At 45.8% G+C, this 14,730-nt stretch carries 15 protein-coding genes; 9 read left to right on the top strand and 6 right to left on the bottom strand.

Features of this window, described 5'->3' with window-relative positions; translation table 11 throughout:
* Positions 1-65: 65 nt before the first annotated feature.
* Both dtd and pip read right to left on the bottom strand, forming a co-directional pair.
* Positions 66-503 carry a D-aminoacyl-tRNA deacylase gene (dtd, locus tag ACOJR9_RS17135; protein ID WP_420934099.1) on the bottom strand — a complete coding sequence of 146 codons (438 nt, stop codon included), beginning with the start codon at positions 501-503 and terminating at the stop codon, positions 66-68.
* Complete coding sequence (pip, locus tag ACOJR9_RS17130) at positions 500-1,477, bottom strand: prolyl aminopeptidase (protein ID WP_420934098.1); 978 nt, start codon at positions 1,475-1,477, stop codon at positions 500-502. Before pip ends, dtd begins: the two co-directional genes overlap by 4 nt.
* A gap of 186 nt (positions 1,478-1,663) precedes the next feature.
* Here pip and ACOJR9_RS17125 point away from each other — a divergent pair, with 186 nt between their 5' ends.
* Together ACOJR9_RS17125 and ACOJR9_RS17120 are read left to right on the top strand one after the other, a co-directional pair.
* Entirely contained in the window at positions 1,664-1,906 is a 243-nt protein-coding gene (locus tag ACOJR9_RS17125) for a hypothetical protein (RefSeq protein WP_420934097.1), read from the top strand.
* On the top strand, positions 1,903-2,541 hold the full coding sequence (locus ACOJR9_RS17120) for a DUF2959 domain-containing protein (RefSeq protein ID WP_420934096.1): 639 nt from the start codon (positions 1,903-1,905) through the stop codon (positions 2,539-2,541). The genes ACOJR9_RS17125 and ACOJR9_RS17120 overlap by 4 nt, the downstream gene beginning before the upstream one ends.
* A gap of 142 nt (positions 2,542-2,683) precedes the next feature.
* Here ACOJR9_RS17120 and ACOJR9_RS17115 read toward each other — a convergent pair whose 3' ends face one another.
* Complete coding sequence (locus ACOJR9_RS17115) at positions 2,684-3,613, bottom strand: virulence factor BrkB family protein (RefSeq protein WP_420934095.1); 930 nt, start codon at positions 3,611-3,613, stop codon at positions 2,684-2,686.
* Between the two features lie 175 nt (positions 3,614-3,788).
* Positions 3,789-4,679: a methylenetetrahydrofolate reductase gene (gene metF, locus ACOJR9_RS17110; RefSeq protein WP_420934094.1), complete on the bottom strand. Its 891-nt coding sequence runs from the start codon at positions 4,677-4,679 to the stop codon at positions 3,789-3,791.
* 162 nt (positions 4,680-4,841) lie between these two features.
* Here metF and metJ point away from each other — a divergent pair, with 162 nt between their 5' ends.
* A complete protein-coding gene (metJ, locus tag ACOJR9_RS17105) occupies positions 4,842-5,171 on the top strand; it encodes a met regulon transcriptional regulator MetJ (RefSeq protein WP_032094948.1) in 330 nt (109 codons plus the stop codon).
* Positions 5,172-5,260: 89 nt separating this feature from the next.
* Here metJ and ACOJR9_RS17100 read toward each other — a convergent pair whose 3' ends face one another.
* Positions 5,261-6,493, bottom strand: coding sequence for a malic enzyme-like NAD(P)-binding protein (locus ACOJR9_RS17100; RefSeq protein ID WP_420934093.1), 1,233 nt, complete (start codon positions 6,491-6,493; stop codon positions 5,261-5,263).
* Positions 6,494-6,931: 438 nt separating this feature from the next.
* On the opposite strand from ACOJR9_RS17100, the gene ACOJR9_RS17095 reads away from it, so the two are divergent.
* Together ACOJR9_RS17095 and ACOJR9_RS17090 are read left to right on the top strand one after the other, a co-directional pair.
* Complete coding sequence (locus ACOJR9_RS17095; protein ID WP_420934092.1) at positions 6,932-8,056, top strand: ISAs1 family transposase; 1,125 nt, start codon at positions 6,932-6,934, stop codon at positions 8,054-8,056.
* Between the two features lie 230 nt (positions 8,057-8,286).
* Complete coding sequence (locus tag ACOJR9_RS17090; RefSeq protein ID WP_420934091.1) at positions 8,287-8,628, top strand: hypothetical protein; 342 nt, start codon at positions 8,287-8,289, stop codon at positions 8,626-8,628.
* Between the two features lie 211 nt (positions 8,629-8,839).
* Here the strand turns inward: ACOJR9_RS17090 and rpmE are convergent, their stop codons facing one another.
* A complete protein-coding gene (gene rpmE, locus ACOJR9_RS17085) occupies positions 8,840-9,052 on the bottom strand; it encodes a 50S ribosomal protein L31 (RefSeq protein ID WP_032094946.1) in 213 nt (70 codons plus the stop codon).
* 434 nt (positions 9,053-9,486) lie between these two features.
* Between rpmE and priA the strand changes: the two genes are divergently transcribed.
* The 4 genes from priA to hslU all read left to right on the top strand — a co-directional run bounded on the left by priA (position 9,487) and on the right by hslU (position 14,508).
* A complete protein-coding gene (priA, locus tag ACOJR9_RS17080; RefSeq protein ID WP_420934090.1) occupies positions 9,487-11,679 on the top strand; it encodes a primosomal protein N' in 2,193 nt (730 codons plus the stop codon).
* Between the two features lie 102 nt (positions 11,680-11,781).
* The gene (locus tag ACOJR9_RS17075) at positions 11,782-12,384 is read left to right on the top strand and encodes an SPOR domain-containing protein (RefSeq protein WP_420934089.1); all 603 of its coding nucleotides are present in this window, start codon (positions 11,782-11,784) and stop codon (positions 12,382-12,384) included.
* A gap of 138 nt (positions 12,385-12,522) precedes the next feature.
* Positions 12,523-13,053 carry an ATP-dependent protease subunit HslV gene (gene hslV / locus ACOJR9_RS17070; RefSeq protein WP_420934088.1) on the top strand — a complete coding sequence of 177 codons (531 nt, stop codon included), beginning with the start codon at positions 12,523-12,525 and terminating at the stop codon, positions 13,051-13,053.
* A gap of 126 nt (positions 13,054-13,179) precedes the next feature.
* Entirely contained in the window at positions 13,180-14,508 is a 1,329-nt protein-coding gene (hslU, locus tag ACOJR9_RS17065; RefSeq protein WP_420934087.1) for an HslU--HslV peptidase ATPase subunit, read from the top strand.
* Positions 14,509-14,730: the final 222 nt, after the last annotated feature.

Genomic DNA, 14,730 nt, shown 5'->3' with positions numbered 1-14,730 from the left:
CGTAACCGCGCTATGGGTACAAGTTTAATTATACAGGCAAATAAAGACGGACCAGCAGCCATGGCTTATACGTGAAAGTGAAAGGTGACTGGACCATCATTGATAATGCCTACTTTCATGTCGGCGCCAAATTCTCCTGTTTGAACACGCATTCCTTTTTGTTTGAGCGCGTCAATAAATCGGGAATAAATCTTCTCTCCATGCGCAGGTGATGCGCCACGAGAGAAGCCTGGTCGATTGCCTTTTTGCGTATCTGCTACCAGGGTAAATTGAGACACAACCAGTATTTCACCCTCAACTTGTTCAATATTGAGGTTCATTTTTCCATCGCTATCGCTGAACATGCGGTAACGGCATAGTTTGTTTGCTAGTTTTTCAATTTCAGCATCGCCATCGTCTTTCTCTACGCCCAGTAGCACGACCATTCCATGGCCTATTTCACCAATAACTTTTTTGTCGACGGTAACATTTGCTTCAGATACTCGTTGAATAAGCCCTATCACTGCGTTTGCTCCTTTAGAAAGCGGGACATGTCTCTCGTTGCTCTGCACAGTGCATAGCCAATGCTAGGTTCTGACGTGCTATGACCCGCATCCGGTACTATTTGTAGTTGGCTTTGCTGCCACGCTTTATGTAAGGTTTCAGCAGCTTCCGTTTTGCATATCATGTCGTAGCGACCATGGATAATAGTGCCTGGGATATGCGCTATTTTATCAATGTTTTCGATGATGTAGTTTTCAGGAATGAAGCATTTGTTGGATAAAAAGTGACATTCCAATGTTGCTAGGCAGGTGACAAGGTGCATGGGGTAGTGGCAATGGGCGTCACCTACGCCAGGCGGCAAGCTCAACCTAGACAAACGCTCTTCCCACTGATACCAGCGGCGCAGCGCTGCATGTTTGAGTACGTCGTTGTTTGATTTTAACACCGAGCTATAGTAATCGCATACGGCATTTGCGCTCAATGGCGACGGAATGTCTTTAGTAAATTTACGGTAATGCTCGGGAAAAAGTTGGGCTGCGCACCCGTGTGGAGATAAAAACCATTCCCTGTCCTGTTGGCGAGCGAGAAAAACGCCCCGTAAAATTAAGCCAGAGACATGTGGGGTATATTTTAGTGCATATAGCAGAGCTAGTGTTGACCCCCACGAGCCGCCAAACAATAAAAGCTTTGGAATACAAAGGTGATTACGCAGTGTTTCTATATCGTCTACGTTGAGCCACGTATCATTATTGTTGGTATCTGCTAGGGGGGTAGAACGCCCGCAGCCGCGCTGTTCATAGCCAACAATACGGTATTTGTTGCTGTCAAAGAAGCTTTTATAATTAGGGGGAAGTCCAGCGCCCGGTCCACCATGAATAAACAGTACGGGTATTCCTTCTGGATTACCGCTCTGCTCAAAATATAAGGAGTGCCCGCTTCCTACATCTATAAATCCGTCGTTATAGCTGGTTACATCCGGATAAAGTCGTTTCATTATATTTCTACGCGTTGTGCGAGTGCCTGTTTTAGTTTAGTTTATTATTATGCATGCTGTCGCGTGCAGACACTTTGTGCAGTGCTTAACACGCTTTAGCCACCTAAATGATAAGGGGGCCCACCGCGCAAGTGTTACACATGTATTAGCTAATCATATTATAGTCATAATTGCGAGGATGTTTATATGGCAGGTCAAGGTTCGGGTGGCAATGTCATTGCCGCTATCTGTAATTTTTTTATTCCCGGGTTGGGACATTTGGTCCAAGGCCGAATTTTAGCCGCGTTATTTTTCTTTATTACCGTGGGTGTGTCATATGCGCTAGCGGCAACAGTGGTGCTCGCTATCATTTTCTGGCCCTTAGGCGTGTTACTGCATTTAATCAGCATTATAAGCGCAGCGCGCTATAGAGGTGGAGCATCCGTATGAGAACGCTAGTAACCGTATTTGTTGCTGCATTGGCTCTTACAGGCTGCCAGTCTGCTTATTATGCTGCTTGGGAGAAAGTGGGGGTCGAAAAGCGGGACATTCTTGTTGATCGCGTTGACAATGCAAAAGATTCTCAAGAGGACGCGCAGGAGCAATTTAGCTCCGCTTTAGAAGCTTTTAGTGCTGCAGTGGCTTTTGATGGTGGTGAATTAGAAGACGTTTACGACAATCTAAATGGCCAGTACCAAGACAGTGTTGCTGCTGCAGAAGAGGTAACGGCGCGTATTGACAAGGTAGAAAGCGTGGCAGAAGCGCTGTTTGATGAGTGGCAAGAAGAGCTTGAAAAGTATCAAAGCGGTTCACTTAAACGCGATAGTGCAGCAAAACTGCGTGAAACTCAGCGTCGTTATGCGTCGTTGATGAGCGCTATGCGCAAAGCAGAAAGTAAGATGCCACCAGTACTAGATGCGCTTCAAGATAACGTGCTTTATTTAAAACACAATCTTAACGCCAGTGCGATTGGCGCCTTACAGGGGGAGCTCTCAAGCATTAAAGATAATGTGGCTCAACTGCTTAAGCAGATGAACTCAGCCATAGCGGAGTCTGATGCATTTATAGTGTCTATGAAAAACTAGGTAACCAGTTTCTATCCTGACATTGCAATATGCTCAGTAACTAGGGGAGCCAATGTGCCCCCTGGTTTGTTGAGGGGGGTGCAAATTTGGACCACGCCAAGGTAAACCAGATTTAAGCCATGATGAGGTGTATCACCGTGCCTTAATTTTTATTACTATGTCCGCTGTGAGCTTGGTCGGTTGGCTCGTCATCTTCGGGCACATATTTTTCTTTACTAGCGCCGTTCCTGTTCTCAAACGCCTCGCCCATGCTACAGGTAAATTCTGCGCCAAATAATACGATTATCCACGACAGATATACCCAAAGGAACAAAATAGGTACTACGGCTAATGCGCCGTAAATCAATTCATATGACGGAAAGTTAGTCACGTACAGCGCAAACCCGGATTTGGTGAGCTCAAAGGCAACCGTGGCAATAAAGGCTCCACAGGCAGCATGGCGTGCGTAAACCTGTTTATTAGGGACCATGGTGTACAGTATGGTAAATGCTAACATGGCTGCGCCACTAGGCACCAAGCTTAGTAATAATGTGCCAAGTCCTGGGGTATATTCTTCGGTAAATGCAGCCAAGCCAGTAAGGTAGGTACTCACGATTACGCTTGAGCCTATTAATATCGGGCCCAATGTTATAACCATCCAATAAATAGCAAAGGTGAAGACGATAGGTCTTTCGTTTTTTGTACGCCAGATTCTGTTGAGGGTTTTATCTACATTAGAAATAAGCATCAGCGCTACAAAGAGCAATGATAGTATACCAATGGCACTCATTTCAGAGGCGTTGCCTACAAAATCAGTCATGTACTTGTGCACAACGTCGCTAGCGGTGGGAACGAAATTACTAAAGATAAAATGCTCTATTTTGCTGCGAACCGATGCGAAAGCAGGAAAAGCCGACATGATGGTAAACGTCACCATAATAAACGGAACCAACGATAGCAGTGTAACGTAGGCAAGGTGACCTGCAGAGATCGTCACATTGTCTTCTCTGCAACGATTCATAAATATAGTGAGAAAATCTTTTGCTTGCGGCTTTATATTCTCATAGGTGGCTTTAACCCGCTCTACATACACACTGGCTCTCCTGACAGCTATATCAACGTTTCAGTGCGAACACTGAGTCAGCAACAACTTCTAGAAGCATCGCTGCTGAAATATCATAACTAGATGGTAACTGCCAGCGACTCTATGAGCAAAGGTTTATTCCAGAGCAGGTTTATGCCAGACGCTTATGACATACTGGTAGCAACTACTTGCTATCGCCACGTACACCTAGCATATGGCAAATTGCATAGCTTAACTCACTGCGGTTGAGGGTGTAAAAATGGAAGTGTTTTACTCCCTCTTTTGCTAATACTTTTACTTGGTCCATAGCGATGTTTGCACCAATGAGATTGCGGGTAGCCTGATCATCAGCGTCTAAACCATCGAACATTTTATGCAGCCAACCTGGCACGTGTACATTGGTAAATCCAGCAAACTTCACGAGGGTTTGATAGTTAGTGACTGGAAGAATACCCGGCACCAAGTCTAAATCAACACCGGCCGCTGCGGCCCTATCTCTAAATCGCAAGAAAACGCTGGTATCAAAGAAAAATTGCGATATGGCTTCTGTGGCTCCAGCCTCTGCTTTGCGCTTCAAATTCAGTAGATCAAATTGCGCATTCGGAGCTTCAGGATGTTTCTCAGGATAGGCGGCAACAGAAATATCAAAATCAGCAACGTCTTTAAGTAAGGCTACTAAATCTGATGCATACATTTCTGTGTTATCCATGCCTGCAGGTAAATCGCCACGTAACGCTACAATTCGACGAATTCCGGAGTTCCAATAGTCTTGCGCAATTTGTTTTAACTCATCTTTACTCGCATCAACACAGGTAAGGTGAGGAACTGCGGCCACACCTGTTTGTTGCTGAATGCGCTTGACTACTTCGTGAGTTCTGTCTCGCTCGCCACTATTTGCTCCGTAAGTCACCGACATGTAACTTGGTTTAAGGGGGGCGAGGCGCTCAACCGACTTCCATAAGGTTTGCTCCATGGCTTCCGTTTTAGGGGGGAAAAACTCAAAAGAGACGTCGATGTCACGCAGTTCCGAAAGGGACTGGTTTAGGGCATCAATGCCTTGTGCATAAGAAACCATGTATTTTTTCTCTCTACTAGCGATGTTTATAGACGTTTAGACGTCTAAATTAAAGAATATATGTCTAGACGTCAAGAGGTTTACACTGCTCAATTGACCTTTTCGTTAACTCGTTTAGACTTTCACCTCATAATACAAGTAGAACAAGACCGAATTAGTACTATGGCAGAATGGAACGGTAAATATATACACCCCTACGCAGAACACGGTAAGAAAAGCGAACAGGTAAAAAAAGTCACTGTTTCAATACCGATTAATGTGCTTAAAGCGTTAACTGACGAACGCACCCGTCGCCAAATTAATAACTTGCGACACGCGACTAACTCAGAATTGCTATGCGAAGCATTTCTTCATGCGTTCACAGGTCAGCCCTTGCCCAACGATGATGATTTGCGCAAAGACAATGGCAACAGAGTCCCCGCAGAGGCAAGAAGAATTATGGAAGAGATGGGTATTGACCCGAGCTTTGAAAATGAGCCGACGGAAGAATAGTATTGAACCAATACACCTAAGCATGACAATGTGACAGCGTCATGCTTAGGTGTTAGCGCGTAACAAGAACGCCGTATTAAACCTAGTGCTTAAGGCTGAGCGTTTATAATACCAGCAACACCAGAGTCGATAGCGGCTTTTGATACTGCACTGGCAATACGCTCGCACAAGCGTGGGTCCATAGGTTTAGGAATAATATAGTCTTTTCCGAAACTGAGACTTTTGCTGTTGCTTGCGGCAAGTACCTCAGCAGGAACTGCTTCTTTTGTGATAGCGCGAAGCGCTTCCACGGCGGCTACTTTCATTTCGTCGTTGATAGCACTGGCTCTAACATCTAACGCACCACGGAAAATAAACGGAAAACAAAGTACATTATTGACCTGGTTTGGATAATCCGAGCGGCCGGTTGCCATAATCAAATCGTTTCGTACCGCATGCGCAAGATCTGGCCTGATTTCAGGGTCGGGGTTAGAACAAGCAAACACAATGGGGTTATCGGCCATAAGCGCTAATGTTTCCGGGGGAAGAAGATCTGGACCAGATACGCCCACGAATATATCTGCACCGTCCATTACGTCTTCTAGGGTTCGCTTGTCGGTGTTGTTAGCAAATAACGATTTATGCTCTGTTAAGTCTTCGCGACGAGTGTGTATCACTCCTTTTCTGTCGAGCATGTAAATACGCTCACGCTGCGCACCGCATTTTATTAGCAACTCCATACAGGCCACGGCAGCAGCTCCTGCGCCAAGACAGACAATTTTGGCATTTTCGATATTTTTGCCCTGAATTTCTAGTGCGTTAAGCATTCCGGCTGCGGTGACAATGGCGGTGCCGTGTTGGTCATCGTGAAAGACGGGAATTTTGCAACGCTTAATCAGCTCTTGCTCTATTTCAAAGCACTCTGGCGCTTTAATATCTTCAAGATTGATACCGCCAAACGTATCGGCAATATTCGCTACCGTATTGATAAACTCTTCGGTAGTTCTGTGTGTCACTTCAATATCAATAGCGTCTATGCCAGCAAAACGCTTAAACAGCAGGGCTTTTCCTTCCATTACTGGTTTTGATGCTAGCGGACCTAAATTACCTAATCCTAAAATAGCAGTACCATTACTGATCACCGCCACCAAATTGCCTTTAGCCGTATATTTGTAGGCGTTGTCTGGGTCTTCAGCTATTTCTCTTACTGGCTCGGCAACACCGGGGCTGTAAGCAAGCGCTAAATCATCAACGCTGTCTGCGGGTGTCGATAGTTCAACGCTTATTTTTCCTGGCGTTGGCTTGGCGTGATAATCGAGAGCGCGTTGTCTAAAATCTGACATGTGAAATAGATTCCTTGAGTGTAGGGTTCATGGATATTGCTATATGTTTAAAGGGTAGCGCCTACTGGCCATTTTTTTAAAGGCTAGCTGCATCAAATCCGGACTGTTATCCGTGTTATTTATCTGTGTTATTCTTGCTTAAGCACACGTGGTAACACTAACACAGGCCATGGTGGAGTACATATCTGATCAGAGTTACTAGGGCGTGTTCTATTGTGCAACTTAACTACGTTAATGGGTCATGATTAATGTAGGTGAGAGAAACTCGTTAGACCAGTAAAAGCAGACTATGTTTGTCATTCATACATATTATGTTTATTTTTTATCTCATATTTATTCCAGGGCAAGATCACGAACATTTAGTACGCACTTTAGCATAACTGATTGACCCCGATCTTCAGCTGTGATCAGATACTGGCTTTTACGCGGAGCCAGTTTATGAACATCGATATTTTTGCAGAGCACTTTTCAGAATTAGAAGACCCAAGGCAAGCCGCTAAGGTCGTTTACCCCTTGTTTGACGTAGTGTTTTTAACGCTTTGCGCAGTCATTGCTGGCTGTGAGGGCTGGGAAGATATTGAAGATTTCGGCGAAAACCGCTTTGACTGGCTGCAAGAACATGGCTTTTTTAAACTGGGTTTGCCGGTACACGACACCATCGCGCGGGTGATGTCACTGCTGGACAGCGAAGCCTTGCAGCGCTGCTTTGCCAGTTGGATGCAGGCTTGTACAGAGCTTACCGATGGTCAGGTGGTCGCAATCGACGGCAAAACGCTTCGCGGCTCCTACAACCGGGAAGACCGCTGCTCTTCTATTCATATGGTTAGCGCCTTTGCCAGCGCCAATGGTGTGGTAATGGGCCAGGTTAAAACGGACGAGAAGAGCAACGAAATTACGGCGATACCTCAGCTACTTAACTTGCTGGAGCTTAAAGGATGCCTGGTCAGTTTGGATGCAATGGGATGCCAGAAAGAGATAGCGCAGCAGATAGTAGATAAAAAAGCTGATTACCTGTTGACGGTTAAAGGCAACCAAGGTCATCTGCACGATGCAGTAAAACAAGTCTTTGCGGGTAAAGCGCATAAAGATAGTGCAGCGCAGTCACTGGAAAAGAACCGTGGGCGTCTAGAGTACCGTGAATTCCAGGTCTGTCCGGCCAGCGAATTACCGGAAAAACTCAAAGCTGCCTGGCCAGCGCTGACAACCTTAGGCATGGCAACGACTTACCGGGTGGAAAAGCACAAGCGTGCGGTGTTAGAGCAACGTTATTTTATCAGCTCAGCCGACCTTACCGCAGAAAGGCTGTCCCAGGCAGTACGCGAGCATTGGTGTATTGAAAACCAGCTGCACTGGGTGCTGGATGTGAGCTTAAGTGAGGATGCGTGCCAGATATACCGTGGTAATGCAGCAGCCAATCTTGCCACGATGCGACACTTCGGCTTGAATATGTTACGCGCTGAGAAGCGAAAAATGAGTATCAGAAGAAAGCAGCGTCAGGCATTGATGAATGAGGCTTATCTTGATGCGGTGTTGGAAGCTGGCATGAGTGTGGTGATTAAATGACCACTCGTAATCTCACCCTGATATTTATTCTGTATTCGTACCGTCTTTAAAATAATGAGTCAAAATTAAAATAGCGAGTCAACAAGACCGGCGAAAATGTGCTTGGCATAGAGTAACTGTCAGAGAGAAACCTGAAATAAAGAAAACTGTTGAAGAGCTAGCTATCCAGTAAAGAGAGCAGCGCTAACAAATATAAATTCTAATGCTGAAGCTTTGGGTTAGCGGCTTTAATGAATAAAAACGGTGAATGCGAAAATATGACAGAACGTCGATTAATCAGAGAGCTTACTGAGGTTTGCGAGGGGCTAAAAAAACAAGACAATGGCTTTGTTTGGCTCACTCATTTAGGGCATTGGCGCAATCCAGAGATTGTGGCCGTGTTTGACACCGAAATAGATCGCAACCGTGCCCTTGAACAAAACTGGGAAACGACATTTATAACGCAGGTAGAAATAGCGCTAGAAGGAATTAAGTCGAAGCCTGTATCTGTGCGTTTTGATAGTGAGGAGGCGTGCGCAAAACAAAGTCAGGGAGATTGGGAGAGGCATTTGGCTAGAAACGTCACTCATTAGATCTTCATATCTGAGGTCTATCAACGCATTGCCAGTGTTTTCTAGTGCTTGCGCACTATGATACCCGTTCTCTTTGTCGCTCATTGGCGGTTCTATCTTCTGTTTTTGCAGAAGTCCATGGAGCTGGTCATTCAAAATCCATCTAAAAAGCAGGCAATAAAAAAGCGCCCTAAGGCGCTTTTCCAACTCAATACTTAAAAAAGTACGAAGCTTATTTCTTGCTAAGTGCACCGAAACGCTTCTTGAAGCGATCAACACGGCCACCAGTATCAACGTTACGTTGCTTGCCAGTGTAGAATGGGTGACAAGAAGAACATACGTCTAGGTTGATGTCTTTACCCATTGTAGAGCGGATTTTCATTACGTTTCCGCAAGAGCATGTTGCTGTCATTTCAGCGTATTCTGGGTGGATACCTTGTTTCATGGGATTACCTCACAATAAGGCCGTATCGCTATTTCGCCCGAAGCCAAACACCATACGTAACTTAATATTCAAATGATGAGCAGTTCTTGGAACAGCCCATCGCAAAAGAGCGGCGGATAATAAAGGATGCTGCGCCAGCGATCAAGGGTTTTATGAGTGGGTAACTATCTATGAGGACTGGTATCAAGTGACCAAAGCGAGAAAGATAGGGTCAAAAATATAGGTTCAAAATATAGGATTTAGTACGGTACTCTAAAACTAATTGAGATGGTTTTATGGCAGCGATGAAAACTGTGTTTAAATATCCTATATCTTAACTCTCGCATTGATTGTGAGTATTCATTCTTGTTTACAGTGCGCTTTGTACATTAAGGCTAGTTACACGGCCATAGTAATTACAACGAGGACATTAGCAGCGGAGATGCGTTTTTAACATGGCTTATATTTGTGTTGCGGTACCAGTGCCACTGCGACAGTTGTTTACCTATACGCACCATTGCGATTTGGCAGCAGGCGTGCGGGTATGCGTGCCATTTGGCCCGAGAAAGCTGGTGGGTATCGTTGTTGACGAGCCAAACAAAGACGCCCCAGAGATAGAGAATGCCGACAAATTAAAGGCTATAGACACTGTAATAGATGAAGCTCCTGTCATCGATGCAGTGCTTTTGAAAATGGCACAGTGGCTGTGGCAATACTATCATCATGCACCCGGTGAAGTGCTTCACACTATGCTTCCTGTTTTATTGAGAAAGGGTGAAACAGCGCAAGTATTGCCAGAAGAGAGAATACGGCTGACTGACACGGGTGCACAGACTTCATCTGATGCATTAGTACGAGCACCAAAACAAAAAGCACTTTTTGAGGCGCTACAAAAATCCAGTTTGTCAGCGCAGCAAAGTCGTAAGTTTTTTGGCGCCCCAGCGGTCAAGTCCGTCATTGATAAGTCACTTGCCGAAGTGGTTGATGTGGTGCCTGAAGTGCGCGAGCAAGCATGGCTATCGACCATTCGCATTGATGAAAAGCCTATTCCCGATACCGAGCAGTCTGTTGCCATTGCAGCGCTTAATCAGCAGCAGGGTAAATTTGCCGTCAGTTTGCTTGAAGGCGTGACGGGAAGCGGAAAAACTGAGGTCTACTTACAGGCCATCGAGCCCTTACTACAAGCCGGTAAACAAATTCTTATTCTGGTACCCGAAATTGGGCTTACCCCACAAACCGTATCTCGCTTTGAGAAGCGTTTCAGTATCGATGTTGGGGTATTGCACTCCCAGCTTTCTGATAAAGCTCGGCTGCGGGTATGGCAGCGGGCAAAATCTGGTGAGCTAGGCATCGTCATCGGAACCCGTTCAGCAATTTTCACTCCTCTTGCTAACCCAGGGATGATCATTGTGGATGAAGAACATGATGAGTCGTTTAAGCAGCAAGACGGGCTTCGCTATCACGCCCGCGACTTGGCGGCGATGCGAGCGAAACAACACAGTATTCCTTTACTGTTAGGTAGTGCAACCCCCGCTTTAGAAAGCCTTAATAACGCTTTAGGTGGTCGGTACGCCCATTTACACCTTACCCGCCGAGCAGGTGGTGCACAGAATACTCACCAACACCTTCTAGATGCGCGAGATCAGCCTTTGCATTACGGTATATCCCAAGCGCTATTAACCATTATGCGCCAGCATATTAATGCGGGAAACCAAGTGCTGGTATTTGTGAATCGTCGCGGATACGCGCCGGCGTTATTGTGCCACCATTGTGGTGAAACGGTCACCTGCAAGCGATGTGACAGACCCTACACCGTGCATAAGTCGCACAATCGGTTACAGTGTCACCACTGCGCTGGCACTAGAGCAATGCCAAGGCAGTGTGAGGCGTGTCACAGCTCGTCCCTTGTCACTGCAGGCACTGGCACAGAGCAAGTGGAAGACGGGCTAGCCTCATTGTTTCCAGATGTTAAGCAAGTGCGTATTGATAGCGATACGGTGCGAGGAAAGGATAAACTTCATCAAACGTTAGATGCCATTAATCGTCAGGAGTACCAGTTACTTATTGGCACTCAGATATTGTCTAAAGGGCATCACTTTCCTCACGTTACGCTTGTGGCCGTGCTTGATTGCGATGGCGCCTTGTTTAGCGCCGACTTTAGAGCGCCTGAAAAATTAGCACAGCTAGTCACTCAGCTTGCAGGGCGCGCAGGAAGAGCCAGCAAGCCCGGCGAAATGTGGTTGCAAACTCACAACCCCCATCATCCGCTGTTACAAGATTTAGTGAATAACGGCTATGGCCATTTTGCTCGCCATGCATTAATGGAGCGAAAAGCGGCAGGCCTTCCCCCTTATATCAGTCAATTTGTGGTGCGCTGTGAAGCTGCTGACAGTGCGTTGGCATTTGCCTTTTTAAGTGGAAGCCGCAATGTCTTTGCGGCGAGCAACAATGACATAGAAATGAGTGGCCCTTTTCCATCGTTGATAGAAAAACGACAGGGACGCTTTCGGTTTATGTTGATATGCAGCCACAACAAGCGGGCTCCACTTCATGGCGTATTGCGCCAGTCACTACCGTTTTTGCAGGCACTCCCTCAGGCGACAAAAGTGCGATGGTCGGTGGATGTTGACCCAACAGATTTCAGTTAGCTTGTTAACGAGCAATACGTTAACATTCTTGGCATCAGAATACGTAGCATTAAATGTCAAATTGAGTGCTTTAGCGACAAACATGTAGGAATATTGCCAACTATGGCTCAACGCGATTACGTCTCCCGTGGACGCTCACAACAAAATAAAAAAGCGCCAAAGAAAGCGCCAGGCAAAGCTAATAGTCGTTCCAATAGCCATGCGAGCAGCCGACAGTCCAGTGCGCCAAGCTTACATACTTTGCCGATGTTTAGAATAGCGATTATTGTTGCTCTAGTACTGGGTTTTGGCGTGTTTTTATGGTCAATTAAAGACAACGTAGAAGATGATGTAGATACGCAAACCATACGTCCCATTGCGCCCACAGAAGAAGCCTTGCCAAAATTACCTGAAGAAGAATGGGAATATATCAAAACCCTGCCTGGCTATGAAGTTGAGGTAGATGTTCAGGCCCAAGAGAAGTCTGACAAGCGCTATCTTATGCAATGTGCCTCGTTTAGAACCCGTGCTCAAGCGGAAGAAATGAAAGCGAAAATCGCTTTCCAAGGTTTAGAGGCACTTATTCGCCAAAGCTCCGGAAGTAACGGAGAATGGTTTCGCGTTATTTTGGGGCCCTTCGAGTCTAAGCGAGATGCAGAAAAAGCGAAACATAGCCTGCGTAAAGTCAACATTGCGACCTGTCAAATTTGGTATTGGAATTTATAATAGATAAAATAGGTATGCGTACAAATTCTCCAGCCCCTTGAAATTATAAACCGTCCCCCCACTTAAGGTTTATTGAATTGATAAGTTATGCCGCTAAGGTGTTGACCAAGTGGCACTAGCTCCCAGCCAAAACGGGGAATGAACGTGACAACGATTGTATCTGTACGACGTGGAAATCAAGTGGTAATGGCCGGCGATGGTCAGGTATCACTTGGAAATACGGTGATGAAAGGCAATGCACGTAAAGTGCGCCGCTTGTATCACGACAAAATATTAGCTGGGTTCGCTGGTGGTACTGCCGACGCATTTACCTTGTTTGAACGCTTCGAATCTAAGCTTGAGGCGCATCAAGGCCATTTGACAAAAGCTGCCGTTGAATTAGCCAAAGACTGGCGAACTGACAGGGCGCTTCGAAAACTTGAAGCACTGCTAGCCGTCGCAGACGAGACCGCGTCGTTTATTATTACTGGAAACGGCGATGTGGTTCAGCCAGAAAGCGATCTTATTGCGATTGGTTCTGGTGGCAATTACGCCCAAGCTGCAGCAATCGCTATGTTAGAAAACACCGAGTTAAGTGCAAAAGACATCGCAGAAAAGGCATTGACCATTGCGGGCGATATTTGCGTATTCACTAACCATAGCCAAACGGTTGATGTACTAAATTATTAATTACTGAGCTTGTTAGTGCATTAGACTGGCAATCGCTAAGTTGTTGCTCGTCTTTAACAGCGCAAACCGATGCTTCGGTGTTTTCATAGCGCGCAAACCGAGCTTGTTTTATAAAAGGGTTTATTCATGTCTGAAATGACACCAAGAGAGATTGTTCACGAGTTAGACCGTCATATTATCGGTCAACAAGATGCTAAGCGGGCCGTATCTATTGCGCTTCGCAACCGCTGGCGCCGAATGCAATTAGAGCCTGAGTTGCGCCAAGAAGTGACACCTAAAAATATTCTTATGATTGGGCCAACGGGTGTGGGAAAAACCGAAATCGCTCGCCGATTGGCCAAGCTTGCCAACGCACCTTTTATCAAGGTAGAGGCGACAAAGTTCACCGAAGTGGGTTATGTGGGTAAGGAAGTCGAAACTATTATTCGCGACCTTGCCGATATCGCCGTGAAGATGACCAAAGAAAACGAAATGAAGAAAGTGAAGTTCCGCGCTGAAGAAGCCGCGGAAGAGCGCATTCTCGATGCCTTGCTTCCACCTCCGGAAGACGCTTGGGGTAATAAGGAAGAAGTAGAAGATCGCGGCACGCGTCAGGCATTTCGTAAAAAGCTTCGTCAAGGTGAGCTAGACGACAAAGAGATAGAAATTGATGTTGCACTTCCACAGGTAGGCGTAGAGATAATGGCACCCCCTGGTATGGAAGAAATGACAAACCAGCTTCAAGGTATGTTCCAAAACCTATCTGGTTCACAGAAGAAAAAGAAAAAGCTGAAAATTAAAGACGCGTTTAAGATGCTGATTGAAGAAGAAGCAGCGCGCTTGGTTAATCAAGAAGACTTGAAAGAAAAGGCCATTGAGTCGGTAGAGCAGCACGGCATTGTTTTCGTCGATGAAATTGACAAAATTTGTAAGCGCGAAGGCAATAATTCGGGTGACGTATCGCGAGAAGGCGTGCAGCGCGACCTGTTACCGCTTGTTGAAGGCTCTACGGTTTCAACAAAGCATGGTATGGTAAGAACAGACCACATTTTGTTTATTACCTCTGGCGCATTCCAAATGAGTAAGCCCTCGGATCTTATTCCTGAGCTTCAGGGGCGTTTGCCTATCCGTGTTGAATTATCGGCGCTAAAAGTGGATGATTTTAAGCGCATTCTTACCGAGCCAAGCGCGTCGTTAACTCAGCAGTATATTGCGCTAATGAAAACCGAAGGGGTTACTGTAACCTTCGAAGATTCTGGTATTCAGCGTATTGCAGAAGCGGCGTGGCAGGTAAACGAACGCACTGAGAATATTGGCGCTCGTCGACTTCACACTGTGTTAGAGCGGTTGATGGAAGATATTTCTTATGATGCATCGGAAAAAAGTGGTGAATCATTTGTGATTGATGCTGATTATGTTAACAGCCACTTAGAAACCTTGGTTGATAACGAAGATCTTTCACGCTTTATTTTGTAATTCAAAGTGGGTACGACCTAGTGAGTGCACCATTTCTGGTTCTCTAGAAATGAAGTGGAATCTAAAAAACGAGCTTTAAAACCCAACGAGTTACAGTTGGGTTTTTTATTATAGCAATGCTGACGCATGCCTTAATACCTGTCAGTTAATGGGAGCGTGTTACTACACTAACTCACGCGTGAATAAGTATACCGCTCGAATTAATAGATAGTGCATGGATAC

The organism is Alteromonas ulvae (assembly GCF_048987005.1).
Taxonomy (GTDB): Bacteria; Pseudomonadota; Gammaproteobacteria; order Enterobacterales; family Alteromonadaceae; genus Alteromonas.
Note: the sequence above shows the minus strand (reverse complement) of the source record. Positions and strands in the feature narration are given on the sequence as shown.